The organism is Vibrio palustris, assembly GCF_024346995.1.
Lineage (GTDB): Bacteria > Pseudomonadota > Gammaproteobacteria > Enterobacterales > Vibrionaceae > Vibrio > Vibrio palustris.
Genome location: NZ_AP024887.1, coordinates 1,446,791 through 1,459,540, shown reverse-complemented (window position 1 = coordinate 1,459,540; position 12,750 = coordinate 1,446,791). Strand labels below are relative to the sequence as shown.

General features: G+C 43.2%; 13 protein-coding genes. 4 read left to right on the top strand and 9 right to left on the bottom strand.

Translation table 11 applies throughout. The annotated features are described in order from the left end of the window. Window positions 1-10: 10 nt before the first annotated feature. The 3 genes from OCU30_RS06895 (at window position 11) to btuD (ending at window position 2,855) form a co-directional block, all read left to right on the top strand. Window positions 11-1,045, top strand: coding sequence for a succinylglutamate desuccinylase (locus tag OCU30_RS06895; RefSeq protein WP_077312805.1), 1,035 nt, complete (start codon window positions 11-13; stop codon window positions 1,043-1,045). A 72-nt stretch (window positions 1,046-1,117) separates the two neighbouring features. Then, complete coding sequence (gene btuC / locus OCU30_RS06890) at window positions 1,118-2,107, top strand: vitamin B12 ABC transporter permease BtuC (RefSeq protein WP_077312807.1); 990 nt, start codon at window positions 1,118-1,120, stop codon at window positions 2,105-2,107. Then, the gene (gene btuD / locus OCU30_RS06885) at window positions 2,100-2,855 is read left to right on the top strand and encodes a vitamin B12 ABC transporter ATP-binding protein BtuD (protein WP_077312809.1); all 756 of its coding nucleotides are present in this window, start codon (window positions 2,100-2,102) and stop codon (window positions 2,853-2,855) included. The genes btuC and btuD overlap by 8 nt, the downstream gene beginning before the upstream one ends. 272 nt (window positions 2,856-3,127) lie before the next feature. On the opposite strand, the gene OCU30_RS06880 is transcribed toward btuD, so the two are convergent. The 5 genes from OCU30_RS06880 to OCU30_RS06860 form a co-directional block, all read right to left on the bottom strand. Further along, window positions 3,128-4,093, bottom strand: a complete 966-nt coding sequence (locus tag OCU30_RS06880; RefSeq protein WP_077312812.1) for a LacI family DNA-binding transcriptional regulator — start codon at window positions 4,091-4,093, stop codon at window positions 3,128-3,130. Between the two features lie 171 nt (window positions 4,094-4,264). Beyond that, a complete protein-coding gene (locus tag OCU30_RS06875; protein WP_077312813.1) occupies window positions 4,265-4,576 on the bottom strand; it encodes a PTS lactose/cellobiose transporter subunit IIA in 312 nt (103 codons plus the stop codon). 1 nt (window position 4,577) lies between these two features. Beyond that, complete coding sequence (locus OCU30_RS06870; protein ID WP_077312816.1) at window positions 4,578-5,975, bottom strand: glycoside hydrolase family 1 protein; 1,398 nt, start codon at window positions 5,973-5,975, stop codon at window positions 4,578-4,580. 52 nt (window positions 5,976-6,027) lie between these two features. Beyond that, window positions 6,028-7,359 (bottom strand): PTS sugar transporter subunit IIC, encoded by a 1,332-nt coding sequence (locus tag OCU30_RS06865; protein ID WP_077312818.1) that lies wholly within the window; start codon window positions 7,357-7,359, stop codon window positions 6,028-6,030. Between the two features lie 24 nt (window positions 7,360-7,383). Beyond that, window positions 7,384-7,701, bottom strand: a complete 318-nt coding sequence (locus OCU30_RS06860; protein WP_420856681.1) for a PTS sugar transporter subunit IIB — start codon at window positions 7,699-7,701, stop codon at window positions 7,384-7,386. A 293-nt stretch (window positions 7,702-7,994) separates the two neighbouring features. On the opposite strand from OCU30_RS06860, the gene OCU30_RS06855 reads away from it, so the two are divergent. Then, the gene (locus tag OCU30_RS06855) at window positions 7,995-9,290 is read left to right on the top strand and encodes a PTS sugar transporter subunit IIC (protein ID WP_077312822.1); all 1,296 of its coding nucleotides are present in this window, start codon (window positions 7,995-7,997) and stop codon (window positions 9,288-9,290) included. 94 nt (window positions 9,291-9,384) lie between these two features. Here the strand turns inward: OCU30_RS06855 and OCU30_RS06850 are convergent, their stop codons facing one another. The 4 genes from OCU30_RS06850 to OCU30_RS06835 all read right to left on the bottom strand — a co-directional run bounded on the left by OCU30_RS06850 (window position 9,385) and on the right by OCU30_RS06835 (window position 12,691). Further along, on the bottom strand, window positions 9,385-10,548 hold the full coding sequence (locus OCU30_RS06850) for a hypothetical protein (RefSeq protein WP_139343473.1): 1,164 nt from the start codon (window positions 10,546-10,548) through the stop codon (window positions 9,385-9,387). Between the two features lie 426 nt (window positions 10,549-10,974). Then, window positions 10,975-11,547 (bottom strand): nucleoside triphosphate pyrophosphohydrolase family protein, encoded by a 573-nt coding sequence (locus tag OCU30_RS06845; RefSeq protein WP_077312827.1) that lies wholly within the window; start codon window positions 11,545-11,547, stop codon window positions 10,975-10,977. A 125-nt stretch (window positions 11,548-11,672) separates the two neighbouring features. Next, window positions 11,673-12,023 carry a DUF2750 domain-containing protein gene (locus tag OCU30_RS06840; RefSeq protein ID WP_077312829.1) on the bottom strand — a complete coding sequence of 117 codons (351 nt, stop codon included), beginning with the start codon at window positions 12,021-12,023 and terminating at the stop codon, window positions 11,673-11,675. A gap of 101 nt (window positions 12,024-12,124) precedes the next feature. Further along, on the bottom strand, window positions 12,125-12,691 hold the full coding sequence (locus OCU30_RS06835) for a DUF1415 domain-containing protein (protein ID WP_077312831.1): 567 nt from the start codon (window positions 12,689-12,691) through the stop codon (window positions 12,125-12,127). Window positions 12,692-12,750: the final 59 nt, after the last annotated feature.

Below are 12,750 nucleotides of genomic sequence, written 5' to 3'. Positions count from 1 at the left end.
AGGAATACGCATGACCAAGGCACTTTTTCAAGACACGTTGCTTAATGATACATTAGATATGACTCGCCCAGTTACGCTTGGTTCAATAATGAGTCAATCAGGCGTGACTGTTACCGTACACGAACGTGGGTTTATTGAAGTTATTCCACCAGCATCTCGTGACGTAGATAAGCATGTCATTATTTCAGCGGGAGTGCATGGAAATGAAACGACGCCATTAGAAATGATGGATCGTTGGATGAGTGACATTCTTGCTGGCAAGCTCGATATCGGGTGTCGTTGCTTATTCATTATTGCCCATCCTGAAGCGATTAATCAGCATACTCGCTTTATTGATACCAATCTAAATCGACTGTTTGACGATCAAGTCATACCTACTAATACTGAATCTGTCATTGCTGCACGCATCAAGCATTATACTGAGGCTTTTTTTTGTAATACGCCAAAAGACGCGCGTTGGCATCTTGATTTGCATTGTTCTATTCGTCGCTCGAAACATCACTCATTTGCCGTCAGTCCACGTTCTCGTAATGAGACGCGTAGTCTTGATCTGGTGAATTTTTTAAGTGCCGCAAAAGTAGAGGCATTGATGCTAGCTAATGCGCCATCAAGTACTTACAGCTGGTATTCAGCTGAACATCACAGTGCACAGGCTTTGACCATAGAGCTAGGCCAAGTGAACCGGATCGGAGAGAATGATTTGGCGCAATTCAAAGCGTTTGATCGTGCCATTCGATTTTTATTAGCAGGGCAAGGCTTAGCCATGGCAAAACACGATCATCTCCCAGTCATGTACCGGGTTACGAGAACGTTAATGCGATTGAATCAAGATTTTAACTTTTTATTTGCTGAAGATGTGGAGAATTTTACCTCATTTGTCCATGGTGAGGTCTTTGGCCATGATGGCGATAAACCGTTAATGGCGCAAAATGCTAACGAAGCCATCGTGTTTCCTAACCCACGAGTTGAAATTGGTCAAAGAGCCGCCTTGATGGTTTGTCAGGTGACAATTCGTTATGAACATGGACAAATCATTTTCGATTAGACGTCTATTTCTTTTCTAATTAGTGGGATTGCTTGGTTTAAAGGCCTTCCTGCTAACACCTTTCTAGGCATTATGAATTTTCAACAATTATTGAAACGTAAACGGCAGCGCTGGTTACGTGCGATGGCGATAATGACCATCTCGCTAATGGTTATCTGTGTTATGTATCTCGTCTTAGGTGGTATATCGATCAATCCTTTGAGTCCTTCTTCAGGATTGGAGTCGCGTTTATTGTGGGATCTGCGCATGCCGCGTTTAGTCGCGGCATTATTTATTGGTGCCGCATTGAGTGTCGCTGGGGCGACCTTGCAAGTACTGCTCGGTAATAGCTTGGCTGAACCTGGTGTCATTGGTATTTCAGGAGGTGCGAGCGTTGGAATGATGGGGGCATTTTTTTTCTTTCCTGCCGCGATGACGACATCCATTTTTATGTTTTTTGCCATGGGGGGAGCATTAAGCTTTACCTTATTATTGGTCGTGCTGGGACACACACTGCGCTTAACCACGGCTAAGTTATTGCTTGTTGGAGTCGCACTGGGGATTTTGTCAGGCGCGGTCGTGACATGGGCGTTCTATTTCAGTAATGGGATGAATCTACGTCAGTTAATGTATTGGCTTATGGGCAGTCTCGGTGGAATAACGTGGCAGCAACATCACCTCACTTTAATATTACTACTGCCAATGCTGTGGTTGATTTTGAAAGGCAATGCTTTAGATAAATGGATGATTGGTGAAGCTCATGCGAAGCAGCAAGGACTGAATGTGGATCGATTACGTTGGCAGTTGATTATAGCAGTAGCGATACTCGTCGGTGGCGCTGTTGCATTAGGAGGCGTTATTGGTTTTATCGGGTTGATCGTTCCGCATTTAATTCGGTTGATGTTGGGAAGTGAAAATCGTATGTTACTGCCGTTATCGGCTTTGGGTGGAGCGGGGTTACTAGCAGTATCAGATCTGGTGGCTCGAACGGCAATATCGGGAGGGGAGTTACCTCTTGGTGTGGTCACTACCACCATAGGGGCGCCTATTTTTATTTGGATGTTAGTGAAGCATCATGATTAAGATCAAAGATTTACAAGTTACTGGGCGTCTATTTCCACTGTCGGTGACATTTGATGCTGGTGATATTATTCATGTGATTGGGCCAAACGGCAGCGGCAAAAGTTCTTTTTTGAGTGCGCTTGCGGGTGTATTGGCGTACCAAGGAGAAATACACTTTGCTAGCCAGAATATTGCCAAGCTGAGTTCTCGCGAGTTGGCGTTATGGCGTGCTTATTTACCCCAACAGCAAGTCCCTGCTTTTCAATTGGATGTGTTTCAATATTTGGCTTTATCTTTGCCCAATGGCATAGATATCGTTGGTGATGACGTTAACCGTACTATCCACCAATTATGTGACAAACTTCAACTCACAGACAAGCTAGCGCGTTCTATTCAGCAGCTCTCTGGAGGAGAATGGCAGCGAGTACGTTTGATCGGGATGTGTTTACAATTGTGGCCCGAGTGGAATACTCAAAGCCAGTTGCTCATTTTGGATGAGCCAGCCGCGCCGTTAGATATTGCCCAAGAAGCCTTACTGTATGAGTTACTGCAAGAAATCAGTCAATTAGGTATTACGATCGTCATGGCCAATCATGATCTCAACCGTACATTTCAATATGCGAGTCAAGTGATGTTGTTAGAGCAGGGGAGGTTGGTGGCCTACGGAAAGCCGATGGACGTGTTGACAGCTGAGCAACTGGAAGCCGTATTTAAAACGACCGTAACCTTGACACAAGTTGCAGAACGCACAGTCCTCATCTTCGATTGATTGTGGTGCACAAAAAGCACAAATTTGGTTCAGTGTTTATTTGCAGCCCAAGAGCCATTATTGGAAAGTTACTATTAATTCATTATTAAACAAGTGGTTATATTTTTTTATAAACTTGGCATGCAATTAGCATTAATAAGAGTGATACATTCTCGTTCTTGTTAGGCTTTTATAAGTCTCCTTGCCACTTTGTCTCCCAAAGTGGCTTTTTTTTATCCATTGCTCCTGCAAGTGAGCGGTTTGTTATAACGTGTAAATGCTCATTACTGATATTAATTGCGGTTGGCGACCGAATCTCTGGTGACGAGATTACCTTGGATCATCATGGCAGGTTCTGTTTGCTGGTGGTTCAAAATGTGCTCGAGCTCATGCATCGCAGCGTTGACGAGTTTTTCGCTGGGATAGCTAATACAGGTTAAAGCTGGACTAAGCTGGTTGGCCAGAAACGAATCCTCTAAAGACATAATCGAAACATCTTGAGGCGTCGCTAAGTTGAAGTTTTTAAATAGCTTCATGGCAATGGCTGCGTGACTATCACGCATCACAATCATCGCCGTAAACGGTGAATAACTGTTGAGGAGGTTCATAGCCGCCAATTCTGGGTTTTCTGCTGCATGGACAATCAATTGGCGATTGATAGGAATCGATAAGTTTTGCATTGCTGTTTTATAGCCTTCGAGCACCTGTTCGCTGGCATAGTCGTTATCGTCCAAAATGATCGCGATCGAGGTGTGTCCTTTACTCGATAGATATCGGCATGAGCTTTCACACGCGAAACGATAATCATACGCGACACTGCGTTGAGTTCCATTATTATGCCCATCAATGGTGATAATGTTGTCATCTTCATCGACTTGTTTGGCAAGTGAACCACCGACGGCGATGATCGCGTCACATTGCCCACTACGGAAAGTATCCACACAGCGCGCAAATTCGTCTGGGTTGTCGGCAAAATTAACCAACATGTTTTTTCCACGACTTTTTAACGCGTTGGATAGTAAAGGTAAATAAGTCGAGACATGCCCAGCATCGGTGGTTGAAAGGATCACTCCTACGTAGTTTGAGCGTTGGGTGGCAAGATTTTGTGCCATAACATTAGGGCGATAGTTGAGAGATTCTGCTGCTTGCAAAACGGCTTGACGGCTTGCTTCTTTCACACCGCGCGTGCCACTCAATACTCTAGAAACCGTCGCTTTAGATACATTGGCAAGTCGTGATACATCATTGATAGTGGCCATGGCAGTCTCGTTTTGTGAAAAATGTTATGCAAAAAAGGAGTAGAGCATGGAAACGCGTTTCCAATATGCTCATTTTACCGCCAAAGCAAGATTAAACAAGCCTGTGATTGATGAATAGCGACAAAGTAGTAGCCAGTACTTTGTCGCGATAGTTGTGACAGAGTCGCGAGATTAGGAAGCAATACGCTGATGAACCGCAATGAGCTCACCAATGAGCTCTTTGGCTAACATAGATGTCATGAGATGATCTTGCGCATGAACCATGATAAGTGTCATTGTCGTTTTGCCTGTTCCTTCATCCTCTTCAATTAACTGGGTTTGAATGTGATGTGCTTGGCGTTCGAACTCATTGGATTGTTCCAATAACGATTGGGCTTGCTCAAAATCTCCCGCTTTTGCATGGTGTAATGCCTCAAAACATAAACTACGTGCTTGGCCAGCATTGATAATAATCCCCATGACTTGTTCTTCTAAATCGGCCATATTAACCTCCTTGTGGGTCGTTAAAGCCATTGTTCTTGGCAACGTTGGCATACCATTGCCCACTTTTCTTAATCCGGCGTTCTTGTGTGTTTAGGTCGAGCTGATAAAAACCATAACGATTCTTATATCCATTACACCAAGACCAGTTATCAATGAATGTCCACATGTGATAACCAAAACAGGCAGACCCTTCGTTGATTGCTTTATGTATCCATTTAAGGTGTTCTGAGACAAATTCAATACGGTAATCATCTTGAATTTGCCCATTCACCGAGAATGCGTCTTCACCTTGAACGCCCATGCCATTTTCTGAAATGTAACAAGGGAGATTTCCGTAGTTATCGCGTAGGTTAATTAAAATGTCATACACCCCTTTTTCATAGATTTCCCAGCCCCGATGAGGATTCATTTTCCGACCAGGCATTTCATAGCTATCAAATAACCATTCGGGCATGAATTGCGCATCTGGATGAATGGCATGAAGTTTGGCTTGGACTCGGCGCGGCTGATAATAGTTGATACCGATAATGTCGACTTTACCTTGTTGGATAACATCACAATCACTGGCTTCTACTGCAGGTAACTGATCGTATTTTTTTAGCAACGTCAGCAGGTCCTGAGGATATTCGCCTTTGACTGCGGGATCTAAAAAGCTTCGATTAAATAACAGATCGCAATGATGTGACGCCAATAAGTCGTTTGCGTTATCAGATCGTGGATACGAGGGGGTTAAATTCAACACAATCCCAATTTGTCCATCAATATTAAGTTGGCGAAAACGCATTACCGCTTGCGCATGCGCTAACATGGTATGAAATGCAACTACAGACGCTCGCTTAAAGTCGACGATATTCGGGTAGTGGAAGTCATATAGATATCCTCCTTCGACGGTGACAATAGGCTCGTTAAAGGTGAACCAATGCTTGACTCTGTCACCAAACAGCTCAAAACAGGTCTGTGCATAATTTGCGTAAGCCTCAATGACATCGCGATTTTCAAATCCGCCGATGTTTTGCATCGCAATGGGCATATCAAAGTGAAACAAGCAAATAAAAGGCTCTATGCCTTGTTCGATAAGCTCATCTATAACGTTATTATAAAATTCGACGGCTTGTGGGTTGACGTCACCAACCCCGTCAGGGATCAGCCTCGACCACGCTATTGAGGTTCTAAAACTGTTATGGTTAATCGCTTTCATTAATCCAATATCATTACGAAAGTGATCATAGAAAGTAGACGTCTCAGTCGGTAATACACCATTGAAAAAACGGTTTGGCTCTTGGCGAGCCCAGTGGTCCCAAATATTGTCGCTTTTTCCATCTCCCAGTGTAGTGCCTTCTGTTTGCGCCGCCGATGCCGCGCTACCCCAATAAAAATTGTTTGGAAATTGATATTGCATGGATGTGTCCTTATGGTGGGCAGACTCTCGTTTGCCCACCGATGTTGTGACGTTAATGACTTGAAACTGGTGTGCTATCTACGGCGCCGTTTTTTGCTTCTTCTTGTGCTTCTTTATCCAGCAACTGCTTTTCATAGGCACGCAGAAAAGGAAGGTACATGAGAGCGGCGGAAGTCATACACAGTAATGATAAAATGACGGGGCTTACCGCCCAGTTAGCCGCCCATGACGCTCCAATCGGCCCCGGTGTTGTCCATGGCGTGAGAGACACCACCTTCGCCACCAAGCCAAGATCAATAGCAAACCAAGCGATGACGGCGTTAATCATCGGAACAAAAATAAACGGTAAGAAAAACACTGGGTTCATGATGATCGGAGCACCAAATAAGATTGGTTCGTTAATATTAAATAAACCTGGAATGAAGCCCATTTTGCCAATCGTGCGCAAATGTGTTGCTCGAGAGCGTAAGAGCAATATAGCTAGAGGCAACGTAGAACCGACCCCGCCAATCAGTAGATAGTGATCCCAAAAACCTTGGAGGAATATATGTGGCATCGCTTCACCGGCTGCCATCGCTACTTGGTTTTCTGATAGATTCGCCATCCAAAAAGGGTTCATTATTCCGGTTACGATCAAAGCGCCATGAATACCTGCAAACCATAAAATCTGGCAAATAAGTACCGCAAGTAAGACCGCGGGTAAAGAATCAGAGGCGGACACGAGAGGTTGAATCAACGCCATAATCGCTTGTGGAATGATCATGCCAGTCTGCGCTTCAATAAAGAGGTTCAAAGGGTGTAAAGTGACGATAATCGCAAGAACCGGAATGAGAATTTCAAACGAACGTGCCACACCTGTCGGGACTTCTGGAGGCAGTTTTATCGTGACATTTTTTCGTTTGAGGAGTGCATAGAGCTCAGTGGAATACAGTGCAGTGAGAATGGCAGTAAAAATACCTTGGCCAGATAAGTATTGCATCGACAAGGCGCCGTCTTTCAGTGGTGCCGCGACCAGTAAAAACGACATCAATGACAGTAAGCCAGTGGTCAATGGGTCTAAATGATGGTGTCTGGCTAAACTGGCCGCAATACCCACCGAGATGAATAATGTCATAATCCCCATACTTAAATTGAAAGGTATCATGAGTTGTTCGCGGTACTCAGCCGATAGTGCTAACCACCCTTGAGCAAACGACCATGTTGAGTCGGCAGAGAAGGGGGGAAAGACAAAAACCAGAATGAATGAGCCGACAATCATGAACGGCAGCGCAGAAATAAAACCATCACGTATGGCAACAATGTAGGGTTGTTGCCCCATTTTAGTCGCAACGGGTGAAACTTTTTGTTCGATTATATCGACCATTTTATTATATAGGGTACTCATAGTGTTATCCCGCAGTCGTGAATGTTATGCGTGTTCGTGGATAGTATCGAGTGCAAACTGCAATACTTTCTCACCGTTTTGCATGCCATAGTCCATCATATCGATAACTTTAACGCTGATGCCAAATGGCTCCGCTTGTTGTTGTAAATCGTTCAACATATATTTAACTTGGGGGCCCAGTAACACCACGTCATAGTCTTCGACATGACTGCTAAATTCGGAAGCGCCATAGGCGTCGATTTGGACGTCGATCGCTTGTTGTTCTGCCGCAATTTTCATCTTTCTTACTAATAGAGAGGTTGACATTCCAGCCGAGCAGCACAGCATAATTTTGTTCATGATAAATACTCCTTTTATTGATTCATTTTAACTATGCGCCTTTATGGAAAATTTGGAAACCGGTTTCCTTTTGGTTTCTAAAGGAGTGTGAAAAGGATCATTAAATTGAGGTGAATAAGGAGAGGAAATATGATCACGTTAACAAACCTATTTTTAAATGAAATAGCGGTTAACTATTGCCAAATAATGAGTATTAATCTGTGATCAGTCGATTATCTATCTGTTGTTAATTGTGAAAGTATATGCGTATGGACGATCGGTTTCCGCATGAGAATAATTTTTACCATGGAGCAGTTATGAAGCATTTGATAAGTCGCGTGCTAGCGGTCAATATTGAAAAATATATGTCACCAACCGCTCGCAAACTGACGCGTAATAGTCATTTGATTGCTTTGCGAGATGGTTTTCAATTATCTATGCCGTTTATTTTTATTGGATGTTTATTTGTTCCGCTCATGTTTCCTATTATCACCGAGCCAGCGGGCGATGGATCATCGATATGGTTTAATGACATATTAAGCGTGTTACGTCCTTTATTATTGCCCATCCATCAAGCCACATTAGGGGCGATGGCGTTGATCGTTTCCTTTGGCGTCGCGGCAAGTTTAGGTAAACAATATGCGTTGCCCGAGCGTTTATCAGGTTTGACGGGCAGTTTGGCTTTTTTGATGTTATCGGGATTACCTCAAGAAGGAGGAATGGACATACGCTACCTAGGCGGAGCCGGTATTTTTACCGCTTTGGTTGCGAGTTTTTACGCGGTTGAAGTGATTCATTTCTGTGTTAAGCGGGGATGGTGTATTAATATGCCCGAAGATGTCCCGCGAATTACCGTTCAGGCATTTCGTTTAATTATTCCGATCTTTGTCGTGCTGACTAGTGTGTCTGCATTCAATCTCATTCTCAAAGAGCATATTGGCGTCCATTTCCCGCAAATTATTGAACAGGTATTTCGGCCACTCGTTTTAGCCTCAGACAGCCTAGTCGCAGTACTGGTGTCAGTATTCATTTGCCAAGTACTATGGTTTGTTGGTATTCATGGTTCAGTTATTGTGACTGGAATTATGAACCCATTTTGGATGACAAATTTACTGATTAATCAGCAGGCGATTTCTGCCGATTCACCGGTATTACCGCATATCTATACCGCTTCATTTTGGGATTTTTTCTTGTTAATAGGGGGCGTAGGGTCAACGTTACCTTTAGTTTTTTTAGCGATAAGAAGTCGTTCGAACCAGTTAAAGTCGATAGGTAAAGTTGCACTGGTACCGGCAATTTTTAATATTAACGAGCCCATATTATTTGGTTTTCCTATTATTATGAATCCTCTTTTTGTGATCCCATTTATTGGTGTGCCATTATTGAATGCAGTATTAGTGTGGAACCTAACGTCTATAGGGATTCTTGATCGTGTCGTCATGATGTTACCTTGGACACTTCCAGCTCCAATCGGTGCGGCTTGGGCGGCGAATGGAAGTATTAATAATGCGTTGATGACCTTAGTCGCATTAACTATTTCATATTTTTGTTATCGACCTTTTTTCCGTGCGCATGAACGTATTGTCTTAGATCAACAGCAAGCACAGCAATAAGCTTCGGCACGATACTTTTCAGCTAATAAGACATCATGACCACGGCGATCATTGCCGCGGTGGTCATGTTTGTCATAAAAAAGGGGGTAATGCCTTAAAAGTGAAAATCTAACTGAGTACGAAATAAGTTACGATCGTCGCCACGTTTGATTCCTGCGAGTTCGCCAGAACGGTTACGCTCTTGAATTGAATAGAAGGTTTCCCAAACGACATTGGTAAATAAAACGTATTTGGCACCAAATATCCATCCTCTCGCATCACTAGGTAACGAGCCCCATTCATCATCGTGGGAGTAATCTCCGTAACGTTCAAAATCAATATATCGAGTATATAAACTGTATGAACCCACGTCATTGAGTTCGATGTTTTTATAATCAATACGGTATTCTTGGCTCGTGTTGTAGTCATCAGCGTCGGTAAGCACAAACGCACCTCTAAGCAAAATATCTGACGTTGCTTGTAGTTGTAGTTCAACGGCTCCCATCCGATTCATCATTTGATCATCACTGTGATTTTCATTGGTCGCAAAGGTTAAACTGGTTTGTAAACTATCAACAATTTCGCCAGTGACATTGAGGCCGCTAATTTGTGTTTCTTGCCCATTAGGCATTGTAACCAAATCTCCCTGACGAGGGCGCAACCAAAACGCTTTCGCATTCCAATTCTCCACGACGTCGTAATCGAGCTGTACACCATCGGCGGCGTGTCCAAATGGTACGGCTTGAAAGCCTAATCCCCACCATTTGGTTCCCAATTCAACCCCGACACCGCCAGGACGACCTTCCACCCAAATCCGTTGAATTGTACCATCTTGGTCATCGCTACCTGCTTCACCATTACGCCATGATTGATTGACCGTATAACCTTTACGAGCTTCAATCTGGAAACGTGCTATCCAATCCTCAGATACTTTCATTTTACCTTCTAAGTCCATATAGAAGTGTTTGTTATTCGCTCCAGATCCTAATGGCTCGTTGTCATCGTGATCGTATTTCGCTCGAAAGAAACCGTAAATAGACACTCTATCTATCAAAGATTGTAGCGATTGATACGGGGCACCCTCTTCTTTGGAATCATTTTCATAGTCTGCGCGTAACAGTTCTAAGTCAGCAAATTGCTTTTGATACTGCTCTTGCAATTGTTGGACTTTTTTTATTTGTGTGGCGAGTTCGTCGTTATCCGCCGCTTGAGCGCATAAGGGAAGCGCTGCAGTGATGGATAATGCGAGACTGGCTAGGGGCAGGGAGGTTTTCATCATTATATCCTTCTTGTGGTTAATATTATTATTGTTGTTAGAGGTAATCGGTATGTATCACGAGCAGTATATAAACTCATGTCGGCGAATAGTGTGGGGAGAAACACGGTTTTTTCCAAAAAAGAATCAAAAAAGGAAACCGCTTTCCAAATAGATCGAATAGATCACTCTTTTATTAGGTCAATATGCAGAGATGATTTAATTAATAGATATGAATAGAGTAATAATGCCAGGCTCACTTGGACATGAAGTTAATGTAAACAAAATACGTGTATTGAGATGAGCATGTAGGGAGTAATCGATAGGTATCGATGAATATACTGAGAATCGAGGGAGAGAAAGGTCATAAAAAGACAATGGCAACGCGCTTATCACATTGCCATTGTTAGGCTACATTCAAACAGTATTATCTTAGGTAATCTCGCATCATTAAGCGATGGATGCTAAATCGGCTGGACGATAATAAATAGATTTTAGAACCTTGCCTTGTTTGATGCTTTTTTCTGGTGACGTAAAGTCTTTCGCGCATTTTGCAATGATGTAATCGCCTTTGGTAACAGGCATCAACTCAATCCCTTGTTTCGCGTAATAGGTTTGTGTCTCTGCATATTCTTGCTGCGTACGACAAACTTTGCTCATATTCGAGCTATGTACTTCATTCCAGCATGCCACAAAGTTAATCTGACGATTGGCGGCGACATTTAGCAATACATCAATAAAATAGCTAATGGCGATATTATCGTGAATATTACTCTGGCCTAAATGAACAAGACGTCCCATAAGCACATAAATACTGTCGACGATGGCATCGGCTTGTTCGGTTTTATCTGGCGCTTCGGCAAGCTCGGTTAATTCTTCGATAATGAGCGAAGAATGCAGGCTATCTTGCTGGTCATTAAGCGTATCAGGCTGGGCGACGGGTAAATTAAACGTTGTACGAAATTCACTGATATCGCGATAAAGGTGGTCAAAGAGGTCTTGGGTCAGTTTGGTCAGTTGCATGAATCCAGTCCGAGCAATAAATAATGGATTTATTTTATCAAAGCGACACACGACGCGCCATGAAAGAGTAGGGGAGAAACAAAACAAGGTGCCTTGTGGCACCTTGTTGACGCAAAGCGTTGAGCTTACAGATACATTTTAACGAGGTCTGCTGGCTCTACTTCTTTACCATCTAAATTTTGATTCCAGTTTGGACCGATTAATACGCCATCTTCATCTAGCGTAACGAGCCAATCTTCGATGAAGACATCAAGAGGGATACTCACAACTTCAAATTCTGCCCATTCTTCAATGTTATGAGTTTGAGCGTCTTCTTTAGTTGACCAAAATGGCATCACTTCACTATTTGCGAACTCAGTCGAGTCACATGATAACCAACCTTCTTCAGTTTGTAGACCCCAGACCGTGTGGGTATTTTGTGTTTCTTCTACGAAGAGTGCCAAGTTAGCTTGCATATCAGTGGTTAAATTACTCATTTTATATTCTCTTAGTGGTGATGGCGCTTAGGATAGCATTCCATAGGCATATTGCCTATGGCGAATACCAACTGAACGCTGAGAGACGTCCGTTAGTTTGTCTACGGACGGCCAAATAAATAAGGAAACAGCGCGTGCTTCTCTGTGTCTGATAAACTCGAGACTCGTGCGATGTTTGTGTCGGGAATGGACTCCGGATCAGGGTAATGCTTGAGGACTTTTTCCATACTGTCTTCACGAATCAGGTGATAAATAGGAAAAGGTGCTCGGTTGGTGAGATTGGCTGGATCATTGGTCTCGCAGCCGGCAAAGCAGTAATCTGGGTGAAATGTAGCGACCTGATAAACGCCCTCCCATCCTTCTTGGCGAAGGAGTGCCTCAATCCAGTCAATAAAAAAGTTGTAGTCAAAAAAGTCCTTTAGCATATCAGGGACAACGACTAACGTAGTTTCAAGGGTCGCGACTGGTTGTGCGTCTAACTCATGCAAACATTGTGTGATGTCTGAAAGTAGACCTTCTTCTGTGGTCTCGGTGCTCACATGAATCTTAACTTGATGATTTCTTTGTGGCTTTGCCGCAAAAGGGCATAGATTTAAACCAATTACGACGTCGTTAAGCCATTGGTTGACCTGCTGTGCAATAGTATCAATACGTTGAGTTGTGCTCATAAATTTAAGAAGTCGAGATTCGTGTCAGGATAATAACACAAAACCGTACAAAAACCTGT